Origin of the sequence: Shimia fortis (assembly GCF_040225985.1) — a bacterium.
GTDB lineage: Bacteria > Pseudomonadota > Alphaproteobacteria > Rhodobacterales > Rhodobacteraceae > Shimia.
This window is the reverse complement of sequence record NZ_JBBPEU010000006.1, coordinates 13,780-38,055: the sequence shown is the minus strand read 5'-3', so window position 1 is coordinate 38,055 and position 24,276 is coordinate 13,780. Positions and strand designations below refer to the sequence as shown.

Sequence of the window (24,276 nt, the reverse complement as noted above, 5' to 3'; positions counted from 1 at the left end):
GGTTTACCACAGCCTTCCCTTCAAGGGAACGCAACGCTTATTTTTGCAGGGGCGACCACGCCGGGTCGGACGCGCCACTCATCACTTTCTTGAGGTTGCGCCCCGAGACATCCACCGAATACAGCGAGGCGCCCCCGCTGGCCCCCTGCGTTTCCCGGGTGAACATGATGACACGCCCGTTCGGGGCCCATGTCGGGCCTTCATCAAGGAACGAGGCGGTCAGCAGGCGTTCCTCGCTGCCATCGGTACGCATCACGCCGATATGAAACCGACCCTTGTTCTGTTTGGTGAACGCGATCAGGTCGCCGCGCGGCGACCAGACCGGCGTGCCATAGCGACCCTGCCCAAAGCTGATACGCTTGGCCTCGCCGCCGTTGGCGGGCATCACGTAAAGCTGCTGGGTGCCCGAGCGGTCGCTTTCGAACACGATCTGCGACCCGTCGGGACTGAAGCTCGGGGCGGTTTCGATGGCGGGTGAATTGGTCAGACGCCGGGGGGTGCCGCCGCTGATGGGCATGGTGTAGATATCGGTATTGCCGTTCTGTGTGATCGACATCACCACGTTGCGGCCATCGGGCGAAAAGCGCGGGGCAAAGCTCATCGTGCCTTGCTGGTTCTGCAGGGCGCGGCGCTGGACGCTGCCGACATCCAGCACAAAGACCTGCGGGAACCCGGTTTCATAGCTGGTGTAAAGCACCTGATCACCCTTGGGCGAAAAACGCGGGGCCAGCACGATGGCGCTGCTGTCGGTCAGGAAATGAACGTTCGCGCCGTCGTAATCCATGATGGCAAGGCGCTTTTTGCGGTCGTTCTTGGGGCCCATTTCCGAAACGAACACCACGCGGCTGTCGAAATAGCCGCCTTCGCCGGTGATCCGGCTATAGACCTCGTCGGCAACCTTGTGGGCCATCCGGCGCCAGCCATCCGTGGTGCCCTTGAAGCGCAGCCCGCTGCCCAGTTCCTGCCCGGCGAACACGTCATAGACGCGGAATTTGACCTCGAGGTTATTGCCCGACACGCTGACCGCGCCGGTGATCAGCGCCTGCGCGTTGATCGCCTTCCAGTCTGCATATTGCACCGGCGAGGCAAAATTCGTGACCTGGCTGATATGCGCCTTGGCGGGGATTTCACGGAAAAGCCCTGTACCCGAGAGATCAGCCGCAATCAGCCGAGAGATGTCCGAGGCGTATTGACCGGCGCTGCCGTTCTCGGCGACGAAATCGGGCACCGCATAGGGCAACGGTTCAATCACCCCGTCCGTAATCTCGAGCCGGAGCGGGCCGTTCTGCGCCACGGCCATCTGGGCCAACAGCATCAAACCGGCAAGGAGCGTTGCAAGAAGTCGCATCATTTCAGCCTCATTTTCTCCGGGTTAAACGTTATTTCAATATCGCGCCAATGGTCATATTTTTCGATCGGCAATTTATAGCCGCCTCTCTGGCAACGCAGGATGGCACGGCGCGCCGACTGGAAAGCGGTGTTGACCGACGCCTCGTCGCCGCCCTCGGACGACAACAGGCGCACCGGCCCGTCTACCTTGCCCTCGCGGGTCAGCGAGAAACCAACTGTCACCGTCACGTTCGAGGACTGCCCGCCCACATCAACAACCCAGCAATTCTGAACCGCGATCCGCATACTGTCTTTTTCGCCCTGCGTCATGGGCGGACCCGAAGGCGCAGCGGCGGTTTCCGCCTCGGCCAGCGCGGCGGCGACGGCAGCATCGGCCCCGGCGGCGACATTTGCGCCAGAAGATGTCGGGGTCGGGCGTGACGGCGGGCGCAGCACCGGACGCATCGACGCCTTGGGCGCCAGCGCGGGCTGCTCCTTGGCCTCGGTCACGATCTCGGTTGTGGCCGCTTCGGGTGCGGTAGCCTCTTGCGGCTCTTCCACAGCTTGGCCTGCGCTGTCATCAGGGGTAGTTGCTTCACGCACCACATCGTCGATGACCGTGTCCGGCGCCGGTTCGGCCACCGGTTCGGGGGCGACACGGGGGGCCGGGCGCGCGGTGGGGCGCACCACGTCGCGCGGGATCAGCACCGCCATTTCCTCAGCGGGCGGGGTCAGCGTGGGCGCATCATCTGTCACTTCGGCAGGCTGTGGCGCGGCCAGATCGCTCAGGTCCGGTGTCGCATCAGGGTCCGTGGTCGCGGTTTCCTGCGGGCGCTCGGTGGGAACGGGCGTGTCCGCCTCGGACGCCATTGCGGGGCCATCTTCGCTGACGTCGGGGGCCACCGGCGTGTCCACATCGGTTTCGGGGAAAGGTGCGCGCTCGGTATTCAGGATGGCATTGAATTCTTCAACGCTCACCATGGACACCCCCGTCACCTCCATAGGCGGCGGGTCCGACTGAAAGGCGCCGCCAAACAGCGCCCAGCTGATCAGCCCGAGATGGGCTGCTCCTGAGATATAATGCCCGATATGCACCTGAGCCTCAGCCGTCCTGATCGGCGCCCAGTTCCGGCCCGCCGATATCCGTCACCAGCCCGATATCCGTGAACCCGCCCGCATTCAGCGCGCCCATGATCTGGACCACGGTTTCATAGGGCAGCGCCCCGTCGGCGCGCAGGTACACACGTTGCGAGTCCCGCTCGGCCGCAACGGCGCGCAATTTCGCGACCAATTGATCGGCAGGGGTTTCGGTGGACTGGATCATCACCCGCCCGTCCGCTGCGATCGTCACGGTCAGGGGTTCTTCCTGCTGTTCGCCGGGCAACGGGTTGGCCGCCGTTTTCGGCAGTTCGACCGGCACGCCCACCGTCAACAACGGCGCGGCCACCATGAAGATGATCAACAACACCAGCATCACGTCCACGAAGGGCGTGACGTTGATCTCGGACATGGGTTGGCTATGCGTGGTGCGGCGGCGTCTGCGCGACCCGCCCCCCTGCTTTTTCATGACACCGGCACCCATCGCTCAGCTGTCCAACTGGCGACTGAGGATCGTGGCGAATTCATCGGCAAAGGCCTCGTACCCGGCAATGATCCGGTCGCTGTCGGCGCTCAGCTTGTTATAAAACACCACCGCCGGGATGGCCGCCAAGAGGCCAAGCCCCGTCGCCAGAAGGGCCTCGGCGATGCCGGGGGCCACCACGGCAAGGTTTGTGTTCTGTTGTTCGGCAATCTCGATAAAGGCGTTCATGATGCCCCAGACCGTGCCGAACAACCCGACAAAGGGCGCGGTCGAGCCCACCGTCGCCAGCACCGGCAGCCCCTTTTGCAGGGCCTCGGCCTCTTTGGCGATGGCCACATCCATCGACCGGTCGATCCGGCTGGTGGCATTGGCAATCAACCCGCCATCCTGCCGGTGCGAGCGTCGCCATTCCATCATGCCTGCCGCAAAAATCCGCTCCGACCGCCCGTCAGGTGTGCTGCCGATCTCGTCAAACAGCTGGTCCAGCGGCTCGCCCGACCAGAAGGCGCGGTCAAACCGGGCGGCCTCGGCCCGGGCGGCGCGATAGGTGATGATCTTCTGGATGATCACGGACCATGCCCAGAAGGACGCTGCCACCAGCATCAACATCACGAGTTTTACGGTAAGGGTGGCGCGCGCGAAAAGCGCCCACATCGAGAAATCGACTGCTGCTTCCATGTGCCTGCTCTGCTTTTTGGCCTGCTTGTGCGGCCTTGTTATGCGCCAAAGCTACAGGAGTTCTACGGGGAAAGCCATCAAATAGGCGTCATCCGTGGGATTTCGCCGTCTTTAATGCACCATCTGGCGAACTTTCGCCGGCAAACGGGTCGGTTGACCGTTTTCTCCAATACAGACCACTGTGACGATGGCATGAAACAGCAATTCCTCGCCACGTTTGACATGCTGCTCCATCACCATGCGCGCCGCGGTGACGCTGGTCACGTCGGTCTCGACCACCAACTCGTCATCCAGCTTGGCCGGCATCAGGTAATCCGCCTCGATCCGGCGCACGGCGAATACCACGCCCTCGGCCTTCATGGCGTTCTGGTCCATGCCGTTGTCGCGCACCCATTCGCTGCGGCCGCGTTCGATATAGCGCAGGTAATTTGCGTAATAGACAATCCCCGCCATATCGGTGTCTTCGTAATAGACGCGAACGCTCAGTTTGTGGGTCATAGGGCACCTTTCGGGAAACAGTCGAGGCGCAGATTGGCGCGAAGGGACGTCAGGTGCAAGCCTTGGATTCAGGCGGTCGGCACCGGATATGCGGCCAGTGCCTCGTGCACGGCCCCCTCGGGCAAAAGGCGCGAGGCAAACAAGCTGAAGCTCTGGATGCCAAAGGGCGGCAGCGCTGCGTCCCCCTGCCGTTCCAGAAACCGGCCCAATTGCGCGATCTGCTCGGGGCGCATATCGCGGCGGAACCGGGCCAGCGTGACATGGGGGCGGAACCTCTCGCGGGGCAAATCGATCCCCACCTCACCTGCGGCCTGCCGCACCTTCCGGCGCAACGCGCGCAAGGCTTCGCCGCCGTCAGCACGCAGATACAGAACGCGAGGCGCTTTACCCCCGAACAACTCAAGGCCCTGCAACCTCAAGATGACAGGATCGGGCTGCAAAGTGTACAACCGACCGTGCAACGCCCGCAAGACCGCCTCGGGCTGGTCCTCCAGAAAGGCCAGTGTCAGGTGAAGGTTCTCTTCCGGCACAAGCCGCCCCACCCGCAGATCGGCCTGCACTGCCGCCAGTGCTGCGCGGATGTCCGCAGGCAGGTCGATCGCCACAAAGGCCCGCATCAGCCCTTTGGATCGTCCAGACGCAACCGCGCAAACAGGCGCAGTGCATGGCTCGGGTCATCCGCGCTGGGTGGCATCATGCGGTCATACCCCGCCGCGATCACCGCCGCGATCTCGGGGCGCAGGACAGTTGCGCCACTCTCGGGCAGAACCGCAAGCGGGGACTTTTCGGCAAAAGCGCGGTCGCCCCACATCAGGATCACCTGCACCGCCTGCGCCAGCGCAAGACTCTCGGCCGGGATCTGCGACATGGCTTCGTTCATGCGCAGGAACACGAACGCCGCCTGAATAGCGTTGTCGTCGTCAAACCGGAAAGCGCGGTATTGCGTGGCATCCGCTGCCGACAGGCGCGCCACCAGCGGCTCGAGATCAGGAATAAGCCGCCCAAGGTCCGGCACCTCGAGCAATTCTTCCCACTCGCGGAAAAAGAACACCATCAGGTTCGCGCCAAGTTCCGGATCCGTTTCAGCCATCTGCGCCCCGGCCAGCGTCGCCACGGCCTCGATCGCGCCCTTCACGACCGACAGGGTTTCGTCCTGCACACCAAAGACGATCGGGGCGATTGGACGGCCCCAGCGGGCAAAGCCATAGCTGCCATCATGGCGGGTGAACAGGGTTTCAACGTCTTGTGGGGTCATGACTCAGGCTCCGGTTCTTTACGCCTCTTGTTGTCCAAAGCGGCGCCAAGGTCCACCCCCGACCGGGCCTCTCGCCGCCCCCTGCTTCACCTTTCGAAAAATACTCCGGGGTGAATTGGCCCCGCAGGGGTCAAGAGGGGCAGCGCCCCTATTCGAACAGCCCCGCCTGATCGGGACGGCGCGGAGCCTGCATCCCCAGATGGGTCCATGCCTTCTGGGCCAGCATCCGCCCGCGCGGCGTACGCTGGATCAACCCCTGCTGCAGCAGGAACGGTTCAATCACCTCTTCCAAAGCGTCGCGGCTTTCGCTTAGGGCGGCGCTGATCGTGTCGATCCCGACCGGACCGCCGGCATAGTTCTCGGCGATGAACCGCAGATAGCGCCGGTCCGCCCCGTCCAGCCCGAGATGATCCACCCCCAGCCGCGTCAGCGCCCCGTCGGCAAGGGCGTGGGTGATATGCCCGTCGCCCTCGACCAGCGCGAAATCCACCACGCGGCGCAACAGCCGCCCGGCGATGCGCGGTGTGCCCCGCGACCGTCGCGCAATCTCACGCGCACCCGCGTCATCGGCGGGCACGCCCAGCTTACGGGCGTTGCGGGTCACGATGATGTTCAACTCGTCCTCGGTATAAAACTGCAACCGCGTCGGAATACCGAACCGGTCGCGCAGAGGCGTGGTCAGCAGACCCAACCGTGTGGTCGCACCAACCAGAGTGAAGGGCTGCAATTCGATCCGCACCGTGCGCGCCGCCGGGCCTTCGCCGATCACGAGGTCCAGTTCGAAATCCTCCATCGCGGGATAGAGCACCTCTTCCACGGCAGGGTTCAGGCGGTGGATTTCGTCGATGAACAGCACATCGCGCGCTTCGAGATTGGTCAGGATCGCGGCCAGATCGCCCGCCTTGGCCAATACCGGCCCCGATGTCATCCGGAAATTCACGCCCAGCTCGCGCGCCATGATCTGGGCAAGCGTCGTCTTGCCCAACCCCGGCGGGCCGTGAAACAGGGTGTGGTCCATCGCCTCGCCCCGCCGCCGCGCGGATTCAATGAACACCCGCAGGTTGGCGCGGGCCTCGGCCTGCCCAACAAATTCCTCAAGCGCCTGCGGGCGCAAGGCGCGGTCGACATCTTCGGGCTGGGCCTCGGGGCGCAAGGTTGGATCAGGGTCGCTCATCACTTAGCCCTATCCTTTTGGCGCCAGAAGTTTCAGGGCCGCGCGGATCAGTGTCGCGGTATCGGCCTCGGGCAGTTCGGTGGCAGCTTCGGCCACGGCAGCAGCAGCCTCTCCCGGTGCGTAGCCGAGGTTGCCCAGAGCGGACAGGGCTTCGGCCTGCGCCGAAGCAGATGCAGACGCACGGCTTTTGGCGGCGCGCTTGGCCGAAGGCGCTGCGACCTCGGTTTCGATCACCTCGGGCGGGGCCTCGCCCGTCGCCTCTGTGAGCGTCCCGCCCAGCGCCATCACCGCCGGCGCCTTGTCCTTGAGATCCAGCACCACCCGTTGCGCGGTCTTGGGCCCCACGCCCTTTGCGGCCTTGATCGCGTTGATGTCGCCCAGCGAGATGGCGCGCCCGACGCCTTCGGCCCCCAGCGCCCCGAGAATGGCCAATGACGCCTTGGCCCCGATGCCCTGCACCGACATCAGAAGGCGATGCCATTCCTTTTCCAGCAGCGACGTAAAACCGTAAAGCTGCATCAGGTCTTCGCGGACCAGCATATCGGTATAAAGCGCGACCACCTCGCCATTCGAAGGCAGCGCGGCCAGCGTCCGCTCCGAGACATGCACGATATAACCCACGCCGCGCACGTCGATCAGCACGTGATCCAGCGTGCGGTATTCAATCCGTCCTGTCAGTTTTCCGATCATGCCCGTGCCCTCTTGAGCGCGCCCTCGATCCCGGCGCCCGCGCGGGCATAATGCGCGTGGCAGATCGCGATGGCCAGAGCGTCGGCAGCATCCGCTCCGTTGATCGCCACGCCGGGCAATTGCAGCTTGACCATATGTTCGACCTGGTGCTTTTCGGCGTGACCCACGCCCACAACGGTTTTCTTGACCTTGTTGGGCGCGTATTCCCCGATCACCAGCCCGAACTGTGCGGGCACCAGAAGCGCCACGCCCCGCGCCTGCCCGAGTTTCAGCGTGCCAACCCCGTCCTTGTTGACAAAGGTATTCTCGATCGCGGCATGATCCGGCTGAAACCGCGCGACCACATCGGTCAGCTGTTCGTGCAGGGACAAGAGCCGCGCTGCCAACTCCGAGCCGACCGAGTGACAAATCCCGTTGGCCACGTGGCTGAGTCGGCTGCCCTCGGCATCAATGATGCCCCATCCCATGTTCCGCAAACCGGGATCGATTCCCAAAACCCGCATAAATCCGCCTGCCCGTTGTCATTCTGTTGCTTTTTTGAACCACTAGCACAAAACCAGAACAAACACCAAGGGCTTTGCGCGCATGGCATGAATGCGACAGCGCCATGTCGCAATTGCATCTCCCGGTCAAAAAGCGACACTTCACACCCCTTTTCACGACACGTCTTGAGGGCGGTTTGGGCTAAGTTTTTATGGATAAAACGCCTGTTCTGACCCATGCAGAAACGGCATATCACCTATGCGTTTTTTTCTGCTTGTTTTGTATGCAAGCCGCTCCTAAATGCCGCTCATCGAAAACGACGACCATCAACCAAAACAGAAGGAAGATTGATATGGCCGCTTTTGACACCACCCGCGCGCAGTTTGAAACTGCTGGCTTTGCTGGCCGTATTGGTCAGGGCTTCGCAAACGTTGTGGCAACCGTAATTGCATGGAATGACTCGCGTGTGACCCGTGCCGCCCTCGCCGGTCTGAGCGACCGCGAACTGGACGATATCGGCCTCTCGCGCCACGACATCGAAAACATCCGCTGATCGGGTCTTAGAACCCGTTTCACCCGTTTTCAGATCTTTTATGGATCAAGAAACCGCAGCCTGACCGGGCTGCGGTTTTTTTTCGTGCGCGTGCATGTCTTGTGCCGGAAAATGAAAACGGCTCCGGGAGAGAGACCGGAGCCGTTTCCGTGCTGACTTGGAGGGATCAGCCAAGTGATTTGATTTGCAGCGCCACCCAGCGCGAGATCGGGTCGGGACGCATGGTCCAGGCGCCGGCCTCTTCAAGGAGGCTGGCAGGCGTCAGTCGGGACACCTGTTGGGAATAGAAATCGGGGCCAAGCTTGGCCATCACGGCGCCCTTGGTACCAAAGAAGGCAACGGCGACCAGCAACAGCCCGGTCCAGGGAAAACTGCGGCGGCGGGCCGCGCCACGGATCACAAAATCCCCGTCGCGCGTCAGTGTCTGGGAATACCGCTTTCTGAGAAAGCCGCGCTTCTTGCCCTCATTCTTGTAGATGCGGGCAACACGGGCCTGAAATTCGTCATACGAGTCAGTCATGGCAGCACTCAATTCGTTTGGCCCCCACCAAACAAGGCCAAATTCCACTTAGATTGTGGCAAAACTGTGGCAAGATGCTGAAAATGGGGCAAATTCAAGACAAATGAGGCAGGTTTGTCAGATTTGCCCTGCTGAAACGGAAACAGCGCCCGGAGGGGCGCCGTCATTGTTTCTGAACTGGAAAAACGTATCTGTCGCGCTTGCGACTCTGCCTCTCGAATCGGGCGGGGCGCGCGGCGTGATTCCCTAGCGTCGGGTCAGGGTGAGGGTCGTCCATTCCCCGATTTCCTCGCGCGTGTGCACGTCGAAACCGGCGGCGTCATAGGCGGTGACCACCTCGTCCGCCTGTTCATTCAGGATGCCGGACAGGATCGCATGACCGGACGCGACGATATTGGCACCCATGTCGGGGGCCAGATCCACCAGCGGGGCCTTGAGGATATTCGCGAACACCAGATCATAGGGCGCCTTGGCCTTGAGGTCGGGGTGGTCGAAACCCGCCGCCTCGACACAGATCACGCGGCCGGTCAGGTCGTTGGCGGCGACGTTGGCCTCGGCCACCTCGACCGCGACCTCGTCAATGTCGCTGGCCAGAACAGGGTTCGGCCAGATCCGCGCCGCGCCCATCGCCAGCACCGCCGTGCCACAACCGATATCGGCCACGTTCTGCCCGACGATCCCTTCGTTGGCCAGACGGTCCAGCGCCTTGAGACAGCCCAGCGTCGTGCCGTGATGCCCGGTGCCAAAGGCCATCGCCGCCTCGATCAGAAGGGGTTCGCTGTCGGCTGGCACCTTGTCGGCGTCATGGCTGCCATAAACAAAAAAGCGCCCTGCCTCGACCGGGGCCAATTCGCGTTTGACCTTGGCCACCCAATCGGTTTCCGGCAGCTCCGACACCACGAAAGGTTTCGCGCCAAAGGCCGCGGCCAGCACAGCCAGCCCCGCCTCGTCCGGCGTTTCGATGAAATAGCCGCCGATTTCCCACAGGCCCGACCCGTCCTCGATCTCGAACACGCCCACGCCGGTGGGTTCAGGGCTCAGACGCTCCATCGCCTCGCCAAGTTTTTCGGCGTTTTCTTTTCCGGTCAGGGTCGTCAGGGCGGTAAAAGTGGGCATCGTGCATGTTCCTCTCAGGTTGCAAGCGGCCTAGGGCCATGCGGCCCGCAGGTCAAGGCTCGCTTTGGAAACCACGCAGGAAATGCCAGCTCCAAAGTGCCGTCAGCACACCGACCACGCCACCGGCCACGGCTTGCGCATAGACCACGCCGGGTGCCGCCAGCCAAGCCGCGCCAACCCACGCCGCAGGCAGCATCAGCACCCCGTCGCGTGTCCAGTTGGCAATGGTGGACCGCACGGGTTTGCCAAGGCTGTTGAAGGTCGCGTTCGACACGAACAGCGCCCCGACCAGAACGAAGGCCGCTGACCCCACATAAGCAAAGGCGCGGTAAACCTCGGCGCCATCCCCGCTCAGGGCGAAGATCGCGATCACATGATTGGCGGTCAACGACAACAGTACCCAGACGATTATGGTGTAGCCCGCGCAGAAGATCAGCGAGTCTCGGAAGGTGGTCATGAGGCGGTCATATTGCCGGGCGCCATAGTTCTGGCCGTAAATCCCGCCAATCGCCCCAGAGAGCGAGAAAATACCGCCAAAGGCCACCACGGTCAGCCGGTTGACCACCGCCCAAGCAGCCACGGCGTCATCTCCGAAGGTGGCGATCACACCGGTCAACAGGTAGTTCCCGAACGGGGTCGATATCTGGGTCAGGATCGCCGGCAGGGCAATCGCGAAATAGGGGCGCAAAACACGCTTGAAGGTGCGCAGGCGCGGAACGGCCAACAGGTTATGCGTCCCGATGGCAAACCGCAGCGCCATGCCCGCCAGCACAAAGCGCGAGATGATCAGGGCCAGCGCCGCCCCATCGAGGCCCCAGCCCAGATAGAGGATCAGGAACGGGTCAACCGCCATGGAAATCGTGCCCGAGGTCAGGGTCACGAACATGGCGCGTTTGCCATCGCCCTCGGCCCGCAACACCGCCGATCCGACAAGGCCCACAGCCATCACCGTCAGCGACGGCACCGTCCACGCCAGATAGCGCGCGGCCAGAGACGCGGTTTCGCCCTCGGCCCCGACAAGTTCCAAAAGCGGGTAACGAAAGGCCACGATCAGGGCTGCCACCACCGCCTGAAAGGCGACGGTGATGATCATCGAACTGGTCGCCTCGCGCCGCGCGCGTTCGCGCTGTCCCATGCCGATACGCTTCGAAACCAGCACGGTCGCGGCAATCATCAGTCCGATACCGGTACTGACCGAAAAGAACTGGACCGCGAAAGCATAGCCGATGGCCGCAACGATCTTGGGGTCGCCCACCTGCGACAGCCAGAACAGGTTGGCAAGATCCACAAGAAAGACAAAGGTGATGCCCGTGGCCCCGGTCAGGGTCATGCGCACCACATGCCCCATGGTCGATCCGTCCAGAAACCGCCCCCGTGCCGCCATGCCTTATTCCGCCGGCACGTGGAAATAGCGGTTCAGCCGCGTCTCGTTGCCTTTTTCAGGGTGACGCGGCACCAGCAGGGACAGGCTCAGCGACACCAGCGCCATCCCCGCGGCCAAGACGAACACGGCACCGGGCGACACGACCCAGAGCAACCCCAAGGGGACCGGCAGGGCCACCGCCGCGATATGGTTGATCGTAAAGGCCACCGCCGCCGTGGGGGCGATATCTTCGGGATCGGCGATTTTCTGGAAATAGGTTTTCAAAGCAAGCGCCAGACCAAACAGGATGTGGTCAATGACATAGAGCACCGCCGCCACAAGAACACCCCAGCCAAACCAGTAGACTCCGCCATAGGCCAGGAACACGATCACCAGACCGGCATATTCAAAGATCAGCGTGGCGCGTTCCCCGAACCGCGCGACCGCCTTGCCCAGAAGCGGGGCCACCACCATGTTGACAATCAGGTTAATCAGGTAAAGCCCCGTCAGCTCGTGCACTTCAAAGCCGAATTTCTCGACCATCATGAAGCCTGCAAAGATCATAAAGATCTGCCGCCGCGCGCCTGACATGAACTGCAAAGCGTAATACAGCCAATAGCGTTTGCGCAGGATCATCTTCTTGACCTGCGGCGTGCGCGCCTCGAACTGGGGATAGGCAAACAGGCAGAACAGCGCGATCGCTGCCGTGGTGAACCCCGCCGCCATGAACACGGTATTGTAAGTCAGGTTCAGCGTGTCCCACATCAGCACGATCAGGACAAAGACGATCAGCGTGCTGCCTGAGCCCACCGCCAGAAGCCAACCCAGCACCTGTGGTGCGCGCTCTTTCGACAGCCATTGAAGCTGCAGTGACTGATTAACCGTCTCGTAATAGTGGAATCCGACCGAACTGAGGAAGGTCAGCATCAATAGCCCGCCCAGCGACGGGTACCATGCCGTAAAGGCCGTCGCCACCCCCAGCAGGACCAGCGACACCATACCCAGCACCTGTTCGCGCACGAAGATGATGATCGCGATCACCCCGATGGCCAGAAAGCCTGGAATTTCGCGCACCGCATGCAACAGGCCGATGTCGCGCCCGTCGAAATCTGCCGCCTCGATCACGAAGTTATTCAACAACGCATACCAAGCGTAAAAGGCAATCGGCATCGCAAAGGCCGTCACGAAAAGCAACGACACGGGCCGGCGCCACAGCGGCAGGTGCTGCGCGTCATCCAGAGAAATTTTACTTAACATGCGTTCCATCTACGCCTTTTACCCCCCGAAGGCGAGCAGATTCGCGACCTTCCCTGATCTGAATCAAGGTCAAACGCGACATCGCGGGCATATATCCACCCATTCATATTATTGAAGGGATCACCATGGATATTCTCGCCCTCGTCGAACGCATAGGCGAAGCGCCCACCGCGGCGGTTCTGGGATTGATAACGGGGATCATCTTCGGGGTCGCCGCACAACGGTCGAAATTCTGCCTGCGGGCCGCAACCGTGGAATTTGCGCGCGGCGAGCTGGGCGACAAAGTGGCGGTCTGGCTGCTGACCATCTCGACCGCGATTGTCTGGGTGCAGGGGGCGCAGGCGATGGGGCTGATGCATTCGGCTGACGCGCGCATGATGGCCGTGCCGGGCTCGTGGTCGGGCGCGATCATCGGAGGGCTTTTGTTCGGGGTCGGCATGGTGCTGGCGCGTGGCTGTTCCGGCCGCCTTCTGGTGCTGGCCGCGAACGGCAACCTGCGCTCGGTGGTGTCGGGGCTGATCTTTGCGGTGGTCGCCCAGATGAGCCTGTCAGGTGTGCTGTCAGGCTGGCGCGACAAGATTGCGATGCTCTGGGTCACGGATGGCGGGCGCAATGTCGACCTGATTGCCGCCTTCGGTCTGCCCGAGTTCACCGGGCTGGCTTTTGGCGCGGTGATGGCGGTGCTGGCGCTGGTGATCGCGCGCAAGAACCGGATCGGCGCGTCGCGCCTGATCTTTGCCTCGGGCGTGGGCTTTGCCGTCGCAGTAGGCTGGGTGCTGACCTACGGGCTGGCACAAGTCGCCTTTGAGCCGGTCCAGATTGAAAGCGCCACCTTCTCGGGGCCCTCGGCCCATACACTGATGTTCTTCCTCGACCGCAACGCGGTGCTGGAGTTCGATATCGGCCTGGTGCCCGGCGTGGTGATCGGGTCTTTCGTGGCCGCAATCCTGTCGGGCGAGTTCAAGTTCCAGGGTTTCGAAGGCGAAAGCAACATGCGCCGTGCCATGACCGGTGCTGTCCTGATGGGCTTTGGCGCGATGCTGGCGGGCGGTTGCGCCATCGGCGCGGGCGTGACCGGCGGCTCGATCTTTGCGGGCACGGCATGGTGCGCCCTGTTCTGCATGTGGATCGGTGCCATGGCGACCGATATCCTTGTCGACCAGCGCGGCGCACGAGCCGCCACCGCGTAACGCGGTGCCGGCGGCGAGGCTCTGCCTCGCGCTCCGAGGTATTTTCCCAAGAAAAAGATCATTCCGGCTTTTTCTTGGGTCAAATACCTTGGGGGTTTGGGGGCAAAGCCCCCGAGACACCGCTAGTAGAAACTCTGCGGGTCGATATCGACGGACAGGCGGATGTCGTTCTTGAGGCGAAACTGCCCGACCCATTGCGCCAGCGCTGCCTGGATCGGCGCGCCTTTGTCCGCCTTGACCAGCAACCGCACCCTGTGGCGCCCGCGCACCCGCGCAATCGGGGCGGGCGCGGGGCCAAACACCTGTGCGCCGATGGCGCGCATCGGGCCATCATTCCTTGCCAGCGCATTGCCCAAATCAAACACCTGCTGTACATCCGGCGCCGACAGGATAATGCCGGCCATCCTGCCAAACGGCGGCACCCCGGCATGGCGGCGTTCTTCGGCCTCGGCGCGCCAGAAGCCCACCTCGTCCCCAGAAAGGATAGCACGGATCACCGGATGCTCGGGCTGGAAGGTCTGCAACAGCGCCTCGCCTTTTTTCTCGGACCGCCCGGCGCGTCCGGCCACCTGCCGCATCAGTTGAAAGGTGCGCTCGGCCGCGCGCAGGTCGGACCCTTGCAGCCCCAGGTCCGCATCGATCACGCCGACCAGCGTCAGCAGCGGAAAGTTGTGGCCCTTGGCCACAAGCTGCGTGCCGATAATGATATCCGCGCCGCCTTCGGCGATGGTGTTGATCCCTTCCTTCAGGGCGCGGGCCGAGCCGAACAGGTCCGAGGACAGCACCGCCAGCCGCGCCTCGGGCCAGAGGGACTGCGCCTCTTCGGCCAAACGCTCGACCCCGGGGCCGACCGGGGCCAGCTTGCCCTCGACATGGCAGGAAGGGCAGGCCTCGGGCATGGGTTTGGTTTCGCCGCACTGATGACAAACCAGCCGTTTCAGGAACCGGTGCTCCACCATACGGGCATCGCATTGGTCACAGCCGATCTGGTGACCGCAGGCGCGGCAGATCGTGACCGGCGCATAGCCGCGCCGGTTGATGAACAACAATGACTGCTCGCCCTGTTCAAGCCGTCGGTTGACGGCTTGTTTCAGCGAGGGCGAAATCCAGCGGCTGCCGGGCAGGTCTTCGGCCCGCATGTCGATGGCTTTCATCTCGGGCAGGACGGCGGGACCGAACCGCGAGGTCAGCTCCAGTTTTTCGTATTTCCCTGCCTCCGCATTGACCCAGCTTTCCAGCGAAGGGGTCGCCGAGGCCAGCACTACCCGCGCGCCACAGATGCTGGCCCTCAGCACGGCCATGTCGCGCGCGTTATAGAGCACGCCATCGTCCTGTTTGTATGACGTGTCATGTTCTTCATCGACCACGATCAGGCCAAGGTTCTGGAAGGGCAGGAACAGGGCCGACCGCGCCCCGATCACCACCTGCGCGCAACCCTGTCCGACCATTTTCCAGATACGGCGGCGTTCTGTCATAGTCACGCCGGAATGCCACTCTGCCGGTTTGGCGCCGAAACGGGCCTCGACCCGGGTCAGGAATTCGGCCGTGAGGGCAATCTCGGGCAACAGTACAAGGGCCTGTCGTCCCATGCGCAGACATTCGGCCACGGCCTCGAGATAGACCTCGGTCTTGCCCGATCCGGTCACGCCGCGTAGCAAGGTGGTGCCATAGTTGCCCGACCGGATGCCGGCGCGTAGGGTGTCGGCCGTGGCGGCCTGATCTCCGGTCAGGTCCTTGCCGCCCCGATCAGGGTCCAGCCGCAGGAAAGGCACGTCGCGCGGCGTATCCTCTTCGCGAACCACGCCCTGTTTCACAAGCCCCTTCACCACCGAGCCCGTGACCCCGGCCATCTCGCTCAGTTCCTTGAGGGTAAAGGCCAGACCGCCATACTCGTGAAGGGTTTCAAGCACGCGGCGGCGGGCGTCGGTCTGCCGATCCGGCTCTCCTTTTCCAAGACGATAGATCTTGCGCATCGAGGGCGGGTCAGACAGGCCCGGCGCGCGGGTCGCGAGGCGTAGCATGGCGTGCAGGGGCGTCAGGGTATATTCGGCCGCGCGCTCGAGGAACGCGCGCATCTCGTCGCGCATCGGGACCACGTCCAGCGCGCGGTTGACCGGGCGCACCTTGGCATAGTCGAAATCGCCGCGCCCCGCGCCCCAGACCACGCCAAGCACCTTGCGCGGGCCCAGCGGCACCTCGACAAAAGCACCGCGGAAACAACCTCCCTCGGGCGCCTTGTAGTCAAGCATCCGGTCCAGCGGCTGCGTTGTCTGCACCGCGACCAATGCACCCTGATCAAAGAAGTCCTGTTCGTCCACGTCTGTCTCTGCTCCCGGCCCTGCCCTCGGCCAAACCCTGCCACGCGCCGGCGCTTGGGGGTTCCAGCATCTCAAAACTTGCGCTAAAGGCAAGCCAAGGAAAGGCCAACCCATCAAAGGACCCGCGCCCATGAAATTCTTCGTTGATACCGCTGAAATCGACGCCATCGCCGAACTGAACGATCTTGGCATGGTGGACGGTGTGACCACAAACCCTTCGCTGATCAAGAAATCCGGCCGTGACATCATCGAAGTCACCAAGGAAATCTGCGATCTGGTCGACGGCCCCGTGTCGGCCGAAGTGACCGCGACCGATGCCGACGAGATGATCGCCGAAGGGCGCAAGCTGGTAGAGATCGCCGAAAACATCGCCGTCAAAGTCCCGCTGACGTGGGACGGGCTCAAGGCATGTAAGGCGCTGAGCGATGACGGCCACATGGTCAACGTGACTCTGTGCTTCTCAGCCAACCAGGCGCTGCTGGCGGCCAAGGCGGGTGCGACCTTCATCTCGCCATTTATCGGGCGTCTGGATGACATCAACTTTGATGGCATGGACCTGATTGCCGACATCCGAACAATCTATGACAATTACGGCTTTGAAACCCAGATTTTGGCGGCCTCGATCCGTACTGTGAACCACGTCACCCAAAGCGCCCTGTGCGGGGCCGACGTGATGACCGCGCCTCCGGGCGTGATCAAGTCGATGGTGAACCACCCTCTGACCGACAAGGGTCTGGATGCGTTCCTTGCCGACATCAAGGCGGCCGGGATCAAGATCCTCTGAGCGAGGTCACCTTTTTGAAAGACAGGAAAGGCGCGGGAATGATCTGCGCCTTTTTTCGTCGGCGTGACGATGCCCATGCCCCGCAGTCCGGAAAATTGCCGCAAAAAAGAAGAGGCATTCCGCGCGCGGCTCTGATACCATTGGCGCAAACAAGAACGAGACAGACATGAGCAGCAACGCCAAAATCGACGATTCGGTGCGCGAGAAGATTATCTCTCAACCAGACATGATTCTGGACGATCAGGACCTAATGCGCGCCCTGATTGCCGCGAACGAAAAATCCATGGGTGGCAATATCGTCGATCTGCGCGGCATTGCCATGGAACGTCTCGAGGCGCGGCTGGACCGGCTGGAAGACACCCACCGCAGCGTGATCGCAGCCGCTTATGAAAACCTCGCGGGCACCAACCAGGTGCATCGGGCGATTCTGCGGATGCTGGACCCGGTGGAATTCGAACCCTTCCTGCATGACCTTGGCGGCGAAGTGGCCGAAATCCTACGGGTGGATGCGGTGCGCCTCGTGCTTGAATCCGTCCAATCCGAGGACGATCCCGCCATCCAGAAACTGGGCGATGTGCTGTCAGTGGCAGAACCCGGTTTCATCGACGACTATCTGGCCGGCGGGCGAAACGTGCCGCTGCGACAGGTCACCCTGCGCCAGCTGCATTCTGGATCGACGCTGATCTATGGCGAGGAGGCCGACTGGATCCGCTCCGAAGCCTGTCTGAAACTGGATTTCGGAGAAGGCCGCCTGCCCGGTATGCTGGTGATGGGGGCGGAAGACCCGCATCAATTCACCCCGCAGCAGGGCACCGATCTTCTGGCGTTTTTCGCAGGCGTGTTCGAACGGGCCATGCGGCGCTGGCTGTCGTGATCTCTCCGGCGGCTGCCGATGCGCTGTCGGGCTGGCTGGCCAGCCAATCCGCCCTGTCGGGCGCCTCGCAGAACACGCTGGTGGCCTATCAGGGCGATCTGACCGAATTCCTGAGCTTCATCACTTTGCACAAGGGTGAAACGCAGGGCATGCGCCCGTTGACCGAGATTACCGTATCCGACATGCGTGCATGGATGGCCCATGCGCGCGGCCACGGGGTTGGCGCGCGCTCGCTGGCGCGCAAACTTTCGGCGGTCAAAAGCTTTTATCGCTGGCTGGCCGAGCGGGAAGAGTTCGATCCCACCGCGGTGCTGTCCACCCGCGCGCCGAAATTCCAGAAAAAACTGCCCCGCCCGCTGGATCAGGACGCGGCCCGCGCCGTCATCGATACGGTCGAGTTGCAATCGCAAATGCCTTGGGTTGGCGCGCGAGATACCGCGGTAGTCACCTTGCTTTATGGCTGTGGCTTGCGGATTTCCGAGGCGTTGGGCCTGAACGGACGGGACGCGCCGCTGCCCCCTGCCCTGCGTATTCTCGGCAAAGGCGGCAAGGAACGGGTGGTGCCGGTGATCGGCCCCGCGCGCGAGGCAGTTGCCGCCTATCTTGACCTGTGTCCACACCCGAAAGAGGACGATGCGCCGCTGTTTCGCGGGGTACGCGGCGGACGTCTGTCGCCCCGCATCGTGTCAGGGGTGATGGCGCGCACGCGGATGCAACTGGGCCTGCCCGCGACCGCGACGCCCCACGCCCTGCGCCACAGCTTTGCCACCCATCTGCTTGAGGCAGGCGGCGACCTGCGCGCGATTCAGGAGCTTCTGGGGCATGCGTCGCTGTCCACGACCCAAGCCTACACCGCCGTGGATACCACCCGCCTGATGGATGTTTACAACCGGACGCACCCCAAGGCCTAGGCGGCGGATGGGGCGGTCATCGAAAGGAAACACCATGCGCATCGGAATTCTGGGCACCGGCACAATCGCCACCGCAGTTGTTAGGGGACTCGTTGGGGATGGGCACAAAATCACCGTTTCCGAACGCAGCCGCACCAATGCCGCGGCGCTGGCCTGTGCGTATGACAATGTGACTGTAGCCGACAACCAGACCGTTATCGACCAAAGCGACGTGATCTTTCTGGGCCTCATGGCCGAACAAGCGCCGGACATCCTCGGGGCCCTCGTGTTCCGCGCCGATCAGCAGGTCATCACCCTCATGGCCGGGGCCTCGCTGGCCGAGGCGGACGCACTGGTCGCGCCGGCGCAGGCGGTGGCGATCATGATGCCGTTTCCGTCGATCGCCGAGGGCGGGTCGGCCATCATGATGCACGGGGACACGGGGCTGATCGACACATTGTTCGGGGCTCGCAACCATATCTTTGCGCTGCCCACGCCGGACGAAATGGACGCCTATCTTTGTGCGCAGGCAGTGTTGTCGCCCATCGCGCGCATGTTGGAAGATGCCGGTGACTGGCTGGGCGCGCGTGTGTCGGATCCGGCGCAGGGCGAGGCATTCCTGCGCCATCTTGTGTCATCCAGCCTTGCGGCCACGCCCGCCGCCGCGCTGGTACAGGCGCTGAACACGCCCGGCGGCTATAACCAGCGCCTGCGCCTTCACATGGAAAAAGTCGAAATGCGCACGGCCCTGCGCCAAGGACTTACGGCTCTCGAAAACGGCGACTGACGTCTCAGAGGCAGGCGGGCGCCTGTTCCGAACATGCGTGCAGATCTCTGGTGTCCGCAAGGCTTTGCCCGTCATCCAGTGCGCCGATCCAGCGCTGCGCGCCCACCCCCAGAAGAATGGCGGCGATCAACGCAGCAAGGCGCAGGTTGTCCGATATCTTCATGATCCTCTCCGACATGTTGCTTTCCCTGTCACGGGACAATCTGCAGATGTTCCTGACCGTCCTGACCAAAGTCGAGCGTCAGCGTGAACCGCTCTGGTGTGCCCTGCGCAAAGTGCAGGTCACAGGTCACGTCCAGCGCCCCAAACCCCGGCAACGGGGCGCTTCCGGGCTTGGTTTCAATCTCGGCCCCGTCCACTTGCATGGAGTCAAACACCATGGCCTTGCTGCTCAGGTTCAAGATGCTGATCTTCAGGCGCAGCTTGTTATTGCGGTTGCGTGTGATCTTGGCCGACGCGCGGATGCTGGCCCGGCCATGTTCGCCATGCGCAAGGGCAAGGGTCGGCAAGGCACATAGGCCCAATAGGGCGGCGCGGCGTGTGGTCAGGGTCATCGGTACTGTCCTCATGGCGGTAATACGGGATCGGATTGGAATCCCGTCGCCTGAATGACATTTTTTTGCGCTGGGGTCGATTTTCCTCTTGCGGCGCTGCGCGAGTCTTTATATCTCACGCCTCACTCAATGACGCGGGCGTAGCTCAGGGGTAGAGCATAACCTTGCCAAGGTTAGGGTCGTGAGTTCGAATCTCATCGCCCGCTCCATTGAAGACATAGCTTTCTGTAAGCGGGCGTAGCTCAGGGGTAGAGCATAACCTTGCCAAGGTTAGGGTCGTGAGTTCGAATCTCATCGCCCGCTCCAGAAAGAACCGAAAAGGCGCCGGGGAAACCCAGCGCCTTTCGTCTTTTCAGAGCCACGCCAAAGCCCGCGCCAGTGTGTTTTGCCGCGCGATCACCTTGGGCAGGTCAATCGTGGTCACGTGGCTGTCGCGCACCACAGCGCGCCCTTCAATCAAAAGGTCGCGCACTCGTGTCGGCCCCGCCAGCAACAAGGCCGCCGGATCCCAGCTGCCGGCGCTTTCGATGCCGGACACGTCCCAGATCGCGATATCGGCCCGTTTGCCCACGGCGATCTGGCCGCAATCCTGCCGACCCAGAACCTCTGCTCCGCCCCGGGTGGCAATTTCCAGCGCCTCACGGGCGCTCATCGCGTCGGCCCCGCGGGCAACCCGCTGCAACAGCATCGCCTGCCGCGCCTCAAGCACGATGTTGCCGGCGTCATTGCTGGCCGAACCGTCCACACCCAGCCCGACAGGCACGCCTGCATCGCGCATCGCCCGCACCGGCGCGATGCCACTGCCAAGGCGGCAGTTGGAACAGGGGCAATGGGCCACTCCGGTTCTGGTGCGCGCGAACAGGTCGATTTCCTGACCGTCCAGCTTCACGCAGTGGGCGTGCCATACATCTTCACCGGTCCAGCCCAGATCCTCGGCATATTGCCCAGGGCGGCAGCCGAATTTCTCAAGGCTATAGGCGATGTCCTCGTCATTTTCCGCAAGGTGCGTGTGCAGCATGACGCCCTTATCCCGCGCCAGAAGCGCCGCGTCGCGCATCAGGTTGCGCGTGACCGAGAAGGGCGAACATGGGGCGACACCGACCCGGCACATCGACCCTTCGGCGGGATCGTGGAAGCCGTCGATCACGCGGATCGAGTCTTCGAGGATGTCCGCCTCGCGCTCGACAAGGCTGTCAGGGGGCAGACCACCATCGCTTTCGCCGATGCTCATCGCGCCGCGTGTGGGGTGAAACCGCATCCCGATATCGCGTGCCGCATGGATCGTGTCGTCCAATCGTGCCCCGTTGGGGAACAGGTAAAGGTGGTCCGAGGTGAGCGTGCAGCCCGACAGCATCAATTCCGCCAGCCCCACCTGCGCAGAGACATACATCTCTTCGGGGCCGAACCGGCTCCAGATCGGATAGAGTGTCTGCAACCAGCCGAACAACAATGCATCCTGCCCGCCCGGTACGGCACGGGTCAGGGTCTGGTAAAGGTGGTGGTGCGTGTTTACGAGGCCGGGCGTCACCACGCAGCCCTCGGCCAAAAGGGTGTCGCCGGTGCTGTCCAGCCCGGTGCCGATTTCAGTGATCACGCCGTGCTTGATGCGAATATCGACCCCGCTGTGCTCACTGCGGGCGTCGTCCATAGTCAGAACATGGCTGGCATTGCGGATGAGAATCTCGGTCATCATGAGTCCTTTCACACTTCATCTGGCCCGTTTCGGTGGCTGAAGTGTGACAGGCTCCGACAGAATACGGGCAAAGGACTCGAAGCGCGTTCAGTTTGGCGCGTTCGCGGGCTGTGGTCAATATTGGCTGAGAATGGCCAGCGCCTCGGCATGGACTTCGGGGTTGGCAGCGGCAAGAACCCGCCCGCCGTCATGGGCCGGACGGCCCTGCCAGTCGGTCACGATCCCACCCGCAGCCTCGATCACGGCAATGGGCGCCTGAATATCATAGGCATTAAGCCCTGCCTCGATCACGAGATCCACCTGCCCCGTCGAGACCAGAGCATAGCCATAACAGTCCATGCCATAACGTGTCAGGCGCACGCCCTGCGACACGGCCTCGAAGGCGGCGCGTTCGGTCGGGCTTCCGATTTCGGGAAAGGTGCTGAGCAGGATCGCATCCGCCAGCGCGCCCGCCTCGCGACACCGCAGATCCATGCGCCCGGAAGGGCCGTCGACATGCGCCTGCCCAAAGCCGCCGACAAAGCGTTCGCGGATATAGGGTTGATCGATCACGCCAAACACGGGACCGGTCTCATCCGACAGGGCGATCAGAACCCCCCAGGTCGGGGTGCCGCTGATGAAGCCACGTGTGCCATCGATCGGGTCCAACACCCAGGTCAGCCCCGACGTGCCCTTGGACGCGCCGTATTCTTCACCCAGAATGGCATCTTGCGGACGCAGACGGGCCAGAACATCGCGCATCGCCCGTTCGGCCGCGCGATCGCCTTCGGTCACCGGATCAAAGCCGTCTTCCAACTTGTTGTCAGCGGCCAGGCCCTGCAGGCGGAAATGCGGAAGTATCGCAGAACGGGCGGCGTCTGCCATCGCAAACGCCGCTTCGATAATACTGTCTTGTTCGGTCCTGGTCACTTGAGTCGTCCTCTGGCAAGGGGGCTTTCGCCACCGCTAGACCAGAGGGCCTGCGAACTCAAGCGACGTCACTTAAAACCCGGGCCAGCTCGAACAGCCGGCGGCGTTGGTTTTCAGGGATCGAATAGTAGGAACGCACCAGATCAAGCGCCTCTTTGTCGCCCATCAGGTCTGCGGGCACTTTCGAGGTCGACTCGGAGGCCTCGGCGGCTTCGGCTTCCTCGATACCTTCGAAGAAAAAGCTGACCGGCACGTCCAGCGCCTCGGCGATATCCCACAGGCGGGATGCGCTGACGCGATTGGCGCCGGTTTCGTATTTCTGGATCTGCTGGAACTTGATGCCGACATGCTGGGCCAGCTGTTGCTGCGTCATACCGGTAAGCCAACGGCGCTGACGGATGCGTTTCCCGACATGCACGTCTACTGGATGGGCCATCGAAAGACTCCTCACGATTCATTTTGCAAGCCACACCCGCAAAGGGCCAGTTCGCTTGGAAGCCAGCAGGTGCTCTTTAGTTTAGAACGCCGTCATTTCGGCGGCACGGGCCTCACTGTAGCAGCTTCGCCCACCGAATCAAGAATTTTGATACAAGCAAATGGCAACGACATCTTTAAACCATACAATCTCTAGGTGAATTTCGGACGCAACGGAAACGGGGTTCCACCTTGTTTTTGCACCGATTTTTGACAAGCCTTCGGGAAAGGTTACAAAGACATCCAGACCATCAGGAGACACCCCATGCGCGCATACCAGATCACCTCGCACGACGAGCTGCCCCAAGTCACCGACCTGCCCATGCCCGAACCGGGCCCTGGAGAGATTCGCGTGCGGATCCGCGCCTGCGGTCTGAACTTTGCGGATCTGCTGATGCAGAAGGGCACCTATCAGGAAACCCCGCCCCTGCCCTTTGTCGGCGGCATGGAGGTCGCGGGCGAGGTAGATGCGCTTGGCCCCGACACCAAGGGTCCCGCCATCGGCACGCGCGTCGCCGTCTTTGCGGGCAAAGGCGGGCTTGCGGAATATGGCTGCTACGATGCGCGCATGTGCGTGCCGCTGCCGGATGCGATGTCCTTTGTGGATGCCGCCGCCTTTATGGTGGCTTATGGCACCAGCCATGTCGCGCTGGATTACCGCGCACGCCTTCAACCGGGCGAAAACCTTCTGGTGTTGGGCGCGGCAGGTGGCGTGGGCCTGACCGCCGTGGAAATCGGCAAGCTCATGGGCGCCAATGTCATTGCCTGCGCACGTGGCAAAGACAAACTGGCCGTGGCCGGGAAATTCGGCGCGGATCATCTGATTGATGCGACCGACGCCGACATTCGCGCAGAGGTCAAAGCCTTGGGCGGGGCCGATGTGGTCTATGACCCGGTGGGCGGTGAACAGTTCAAGGCGGCCTTCCGCGCCAGCAACCCCGAGGCGCGCCTGTTGCCGATAGGCTTTGCCAGCGGCGATGTTCCTCAAATTCCGGCCAATCACCTGCTGGTGAAAAACCTGACCGTGATGGGGCTTTATTGGGGGGGCTACATGGCCTTCAAACCGAACGTCCTCACCGACAGCCTTGCCACGTTGTTCGGATGGTACGCAGAAGGCCGGATCAAGCCGCATGTGAGCCACACCTTGCCGCTGGAACAGACCAACGACGCAATGGAGTTGCTGCGCAGCCGCAAATCTACCGGCAAGGTGGTCGTCACCATGCGCGACTAAGCGGCGGTGTCCAACGCCTGAAATAATATCACCCGCCCGGACATCGTCGCGGGCGGGTGCGTGAAGCGCCAGTC

General features: G+C 62.6%; 27 protein-coding genes and 2 tRNA genes. 9 read left to right on the top strand and 20 right to left on the bottom strand.

Annotated elements, in window-relative coordinates:
• Positions 1–37: 37 nt before the first annotated feature.
• The 10 genes from tolB to ruvC form a co-directional block, all read right to left on the bottom strand.
• Positions 38–1,351: a Tol-Pal system beta propeller repeat protein TolB gene (gene tolB, locus WNE31_RS10735; protein WP_349979767.1), complete on the bottom strand. Its 1,314-nt coding sequence runs from the start codon at positions 1,349–1,351 to the stop codon at positions 38–40.
• Entirely contained in the window at positions 1,348–2,424 is a 1,077-nt protein-coding gene (locus WNE31_RS10730; protein WP_349979766.1) for an energy transducer TonB, read from the bottom strand. Before WNE31_RS10730 ends, tolB begins: the two co-directional genes overlap by 4 nt.
• Positions 2,425–2,431: 7 nt before the next feature.
• Complete coding sequence (gene tolR / locus WNE31_RS10725) at positions 2,432–2,911, bottom strand: protein TolR (RefSeq protein WP_349979765.1); 480 nt, start codon at positions 2,909–2,911, stop codon at positions 2,432–2,434.
• A 3-nt stretch (positions 2,912–2,914) separates the two neighbouring features.
• Positions 2,915–3,589 (bottom strand): protein TolQ, encoded by a 675-nt coding sequence (gene tolQ / locus WNE31_RS10720; protein ID WP_349979764.1) that lies wholly within the window; start codon positions 3,587–3,589, stop codon positions 2,915–2,917.
• Between the two features lie 111 nt (positions 3,590–3,700).
• Complete coding sequence (gene ybgC / locus WNE31_RS10715; RefSeq protein WP_349979763.1) at positions 3,701–4,087, bottom strand: tol-pal system-associated acyl-CoA thioesterase; 387 nt, start codon at positions 4,085–4,087, stop codon at positions 3,701–3,703.
• A 68-nt stretch (positions 4,088–4,155) separates the two neighbouring features.
• Positions 4,156–4,704, bottom strand: coding sequence for an RNA 2',3'-cyclic phosphodiesterase (gene thpR / locus WNE31_RS10710; protein WP_349979762.1), 549 nt, complete (start codon positions 4,702–4,704; stop codon positions 4,156–4,158).
• Positions 4,704–5,342: a hypothetical protein gene (locus WNE31_RS10705; RefSeq protein ID WP_349979761.1), complete on the bottom strand. Its 639-nt coding sequence runs from the start codon at positions 5,340–5,342 to the stop codon at positions 4,704–4,706. Before WNE31_RS10705 ends, thpR begins: the two co-directional genes overlap by 1 nt.
• Before the next feature lie 148 nt (positions 5,343–5,490).
• Positions 5,491–6,516 carry a Holliday junction branch migration DNA helicase RuvB gene (gene ruvB / locus WNE31_RS10700; protein WP_349979760.1) on the bottom strand — a complete coding sequence of 342 codons (1,026 nt, stop codon included), beginning with the start codon at positions 6,514–6,516 and terminating at the stop codon, positions 5,491–5,493.
• 9 nt (positions 6,517–6,525) lie between these two features.
• Positions 6,526–7,206, bottom strand: coding sequence for a Holliday junction branch migration protein RuvA (gene ruvA / locus WNE31_RS10695; RefSeq protein ID WP_349979759.1), 681 nt, complete (start codon positions 7,204–7,206; stop codon positions 6,526–6,528).
• Positions 7,203–7,709, bottom strand: coding sequence for a crossover junction endodeoxyribonuclease RuvC (gene ruvC / locus WNE31_RS10690; protein WP_349979758.1), 507 nt, complete (start codon positions 7,707–7,709; stop codon positions 7,203–7,205). Before ruvC ends, ruvA begins: the two co-directional genes overlap by 4 nt.
• A gap of 332 nt (positions 7,710–8,041) precedes the next feature.
• On the opposite strand from ruvC, the gene WNE31_RS10685 reads away from it, so the two are divergent.
• A complete protein-coding gene (locus WNE31_RS10685; protein WP_349979757.1) occupies positions 8,042–8,242 on the top strand; it encodes a DUF1127 domain-containing protein in 201 nt (66 codons plus the stop codon).
• A gap of 166 nt (positions 8,243–8,408) precedes the next feature.
• Here WNE31_RS10685 and WNE31_RS10680 read toward each other — a convergent pair whose 3' ends face one another.
• The 4 genes from WNE31_RS10680 to WNE31_RS10665 all read right to left on the bottom strand — a co-directional run bounded on the left by WNE31_RS10680 (position 8,409) and on the right by WNE31_RS10665 (position 12,498).
• Positions 8,409–8,762 carry a hypothetical protein gene (locus WNE31_RS10680; protein WP_349979756.1) on the bottom strand — a complete coding sequence of 118 codons (354 nt, stop codon included), beginning with the start codon at positions 8,760–8,762 and terminating at the stop codon, positions 8,409–8,411.
• Positions 8,763–9,008: 246 nt separating this feature from the next.
• The gene (locus WNE31_RS10675; RefSeq protein WP_349979755.1) at positions 9,009–9,878 is read right to left on the bottom strand and encodes a 50S ribosomal protein L11 methyltransferase; all 870 of its coding nucleotides are present in this window, start codon (positions 9,876–9,878) and stop codon (positions 9,009–9,011) included.
• 52 nt (positions 9,879–9,930) lie between these two features.
• Positions 9,931–11,262 (bottom strand): MATE family efflux transporter, encoded by a 1,332-nt coding sequence (locus WNE31_RS10670; protein ID WP_349979753.1) that lies wholly within the window; start codon positions 11,260–11,262, stop codon positions 9,931–9,933.
• Between the two features lie 3 nt (positions 11,263–11,265).
• Complete coding sequence (locus tag WNE31_RS10665; protein WP_349979752.1) at positions 11,266–12,498, bottom strand: MFS transporter; 1,233 nt, start codon at positions 12,496–12,498, stop codon at positions 11,266–11,268.
• Positions 12,499–12,623: 125 nt separating this feature from the next.
• On the opposite strand from WNE31_RS10665, the gene WNE31_RS10660 reads away from it, so the two are divergent.
• Positions 12,624–13,688, top strand: coding sequence for a YeeE/YedE family protein (locus tag WNE31_RS10660; protein WP_349979751.1), 1,065 nt, complete (start codon positions 12,624–12,626; stop codon positions 13,686–13,688).
• A gap of 122 nt (positions 13,689–13,810) precedes the next feature.
• Here the strand turns inward: WNE31_RS10660 and WNE31_RS10655 are convergent, their stop codons facing one another.
• Positions 13,811–16,006, bottom strand: a complete 2,196-nt coding sequence (locus WNE31_RS10655) for a primosomal protein N' (protein ID WP_349979750.1) — start codon at positions 16,004–16,006, stop codon at positions 13,811–13,813.
• Positions 16,007–16,136: 130 nt separating this feature from the next.
• On the opposite strand from WNE31_RS10655, the gene fsa reads away from it, so the two are divergent.
• The 4 genes from fsa to WNE31_RS10635 all read left to right on the top strand — a co-directional run bounded on the left by fsa (position 16,137) and on the right by WNE31_RS10635 (position 19,341).
• Positions 16,137–16,790, top strand: a complete 654-nt coding sequence (gene fsa, locus WNE31_RS10650; protein ID WP_349979748.1) for a fructose-6-phosphate aldolase — start codon at positions 16,137–16,139, stop codon at positions 16,788–16,790.
• A 166-nt stretch (positions 16,791–16,956) separates the two neighbouring features.
• Positions 16,957–17,664 carry a DUF484 family protein gene (locus WNE31_RS10645; RefSeq protein ID WP_349979747.1) on the top strand — a complete coding sequence of 236 codons (708 nt, stop codon included), beginning with the start codon at positions 16,957–16,959 and terminating at the stop codon, positions 17,662–17,664.
• A complete protein-coding gene (locus WNE31_RS10640) occupies positions 17,661–18,575 on the top strand; it encodes a tyrosine recombinase XerC (RefSeq protein ID WP_349979746.1) in 915 nt (304 codons plus the stop codon). The genes WNE31_RS10645 and WNE31_RS10640 overlap by 4 nt, the downstream gene beginning before the upstream one ends.
• The gene (locus tag WNE31_RS10635) at positions 18,544–19,341 is read left to right on the top strand and encodes an NAD(P)-binding domain-containing protein (RefSeq protein WP_349979745.1); all 798 of its coding nucleotides are present in this window, start codon (positions 18,544–18,546) and stop codon (positions 19,339–19,341) included. The genes WNE31_RS10640 and WNE31_RS10635 overlap by 32 nt, the downstream gene beginning before the upstream one ends.
• A 4-nt stretch (positions 19,342–19,345) precedes the next feature.
• On the opposite strand, the gene WNE31_RS10630 is transcribed toward WNE31_RS10635, so the two are convergent.
• Positions 19,346–19,519 (bottom strand): hypothetical protein, encoded by a 174-nt coding sequence (locus tag WNE31_RS10630; protein WP_349979744.1) that lies wholly within the window; start codon positions 19,517–19,519, stop codon positions 19,346–19,348.
• 13 nt (positions 19,520–19,532) lie between these two features.
• The gene (locus WNE31_RS10625) at positions 19,533–19,895 is read right to left on the bottom strand and encodes a hypothetical protein (RefSeq protein WP_349979743.1); all 363 of its coding nucleotides are present in this window, start codon (positions 19,893–19,895) and stop codon (positions 19,533–19,535) included.
• 134 nt (positions 19,896–20,029) lie between these two features.
• Here WNE31_RS10625 and WNE31_RS10620 point away from each other — a divergent pair.
• Positions 20,030–20,104 (top strand) — tRNA-Gly (locus tag WNE31_RS10620).
• A gap of 22 nt (positions 20,105–20,126) precedes the next feature.
• A tRNA-Gly gene (locus WNE31_RS10615) sits at positions 20,127–20,201 on the top strand.
• 46 nt (positions 20,202–20,247) lie between these two features.
• Here WNE31_RS10615 and WNE31_RS10610 read toward each other — a convergent pair.
• From WNE31_RS10610 to WNE31_RS10600, 3 genes are all read right to left on the bottom strand, one after another.
• Positions 20,248–21,585: an 8-oxoguanine deaminase gene (locus WNE31_RS10610; RefSeq protein WP_349979742.1), complete on the bottom strand. Its 1,338-nt coding sequence runs from the start codon at positions 21,583–21,585 to the stop codon at positions 20,248–20,250.
• Positions 21,586–21,702: 117 nt separating this feature from the next.
• Positions 21,703–22,497, bottom strand: a complete 795-nt coding sequence (gene hisN / locus WNE31_RS10605; RefSeq protein WP_349979741.1) for a histidinol-phosphatase — start codon at positions 22,495–22,497, stop codon at positions 21,703–21,705.
• A 58-nt stretch (positions 22,498–22,555) separates the two neighbouring features.
• Positions 22,556–22,933 carry a helix-turn-helix domain-containing protein gene (locus WNE31_RS10600; RefSeq protein WP_349979740.1) on the bottom strand — a complete coding sequence of 126 codons (378 nt, stop codon included), beginning with the start codon at positions 22,931–22,933 and terminating at the stop codon, positions 22,556–22,558.
• Between the two features lie 303 nt (positions 22,934–23,236).
• On the opposite strand from WNE31_RS10600, the gene WNE31_RS10595 reads away from it, so the two are divergent.
• The gene (locus tag WNE31_RS10595; RefSeq protein ID WP_349979739.1) at positions 23,237–24,202 is read left to right on the top strand and encodes an NADPH:quinone oxidoreductase family protein; all 966 of its coding nucleotides are present in this window, start codon (positions 23,237–23,239) and stop codon (positions 24,200–24,202) included.
• Positions 24,203–24,276: the final 74 nt, after the last annotated feature.

Coding starts and splice junctions, on each gene's coding strand:
- tolR (WP_349979765.1), bottom strand. CDS start 2,911: ATGGGTGCCGGTGTCATGAAAAAGCAGGGGGGCGGGTCGCGCAGACGC.
- WNE31_RS10675 (WP_349979755.1), bottom strand. CDS start 9,878: ATGCCCACTTTTACCGCCCTGACGACCCTGACCGGAAAAGAAAACGCC.
- tolQ (WP_349979764.1), bottom strand. CDS start 3,589: ATGGAAGCAGCAGTCGATTTCTCGATGTGGGCGCTTTTCGCGCGCGCC.
- WNE31_RS10665 (WP_349979752.1), bottom strand. CDS start 12,498: ATGTTAAGTAAAATTTCTCTGGATGACGCGCAGCACCTGCCGCTGTGG.
- WNE31_RS10610 (WP_349979742.1), bottom strand. CDS start 21,585: ATGACCGAGATTCTCATCCGCAATGCCAGCCATGTTCTGACTATGGAC.
- ruvB (WP_349979760.1), bottom strand. CDS start 6,516: ATGAGCGACCCTGATCCAACCTTGCGCCCCGAGGCCCAGCCCGAAGAT.
- WNE31_RS10685 (WP_349979757.1), top strand. CDS start 8,042: ATGGCCGCTTTTGACACCACCCGCGCGCAGTTTGAAACTGCTGGCTTT.
- WNE31_RS10600 (WP_349979740.1), bottom strand. CDS start 22,933: ATGGCCCATCCAGTAGACGTGCATGTCGGGAAACGCATCCGTCAGCGC.
- WNE31_RS10705 (WP_349979761.1), bottom strand. CDS start 5,342: ATGACCCCACAAGACGTTGAAACCCTGTTCACCCGCCATGATGGCAGC.
- tolB (WP_349979767.1), bottom strand. CDS start 1,351: ATGATGCGACTTCTTGCAACGCTCCTTGCCGGTTTGATGCTGTTGGCC.
- WNE31_RS10625 (WP_349979743.1), bottom strand. CDS start 19,895: ATGACCCTGACCACACGCCGCGCCGCCCTATTGGGCCTATGTGCCTTG.
- ruvA (WP_349979759.1), bottom strand. CDS start 7,206: ATGATCGGAAAACTGACAGGACGGATTGAATACCGCACGCTGGATCAC.
- WNE31_RS10680 (WP_349979756.1), bottom strand. CDS start 8,762: ATGACTGACTCGTATGACGAATTTCAGGCCCGTGTTGCCCGCATCTAC.
- WNE31_RS10595 (WP_349979739.1), top strand. CDS start 23,237: ATGCGCGCATACCAGATCACCTCGCACGACGAGCTGCCCCAAGTCACC.
- WNE31_RS10670 (WP_349979753.1), bottom strand. CDS start 11,262: ATGGCGGCACGGGGGCGGTTTCTGGACGGATCGACCATGGGGCATGTG.
- ybgC (WP_349979763.1), bottom strand. CDS start 4,087: ATGACCCACAAACTGAGCGTTCGCGTCTATTACGAAGACACCGATATG.
- fsa (WP_349979748.1), top strand. CDS start 16,137: ATGAAATTCTTCGTTGATACCGCTGAAATCGACGCCATCGCCGAACTG.
- ruvC (WP_349979758.1), bottom strand. CDS start 7,709: ATGCGGGTTTTGGGAATCGATCCCGGTTTGCGGAACATGGGATGGGGC.
- WNE31_RS10645 (WP_349979747.1), top strand. CDS start 16,957: ATGAGCAGCAACGCCAAAATCGACGATTCGGTGCGCGAGAAGATTATC.
- WNE31_RS10660 (WP_349979751.1), top strand. CDS start 12,624: ATGGATATTCTCGCCCTCGTCGAACGCATAGGCGAAGCGCCCACCGCG.
- thpR (WP_349979762.1), bottom strand. CDS start 4,704: ATGCGGGCCTTTGTGGCGATCGACCTGCCTGCGGACATCCGCGCAGCA.
- WNE31_RS10630 (WP_349979744.1), bottom strand. CDS start 19,519: ATGTCGGAGAGGATCATGAAGATATCGGACAACCTGCGCCTTGCTGCG.
- WNE31_RS10635 (WP_349979745.1), top strand. CDS start 18,544: ATGTTTACAACCGGACGCACCCCAAGGCCTAGGCGGCGGATGGGGCGG.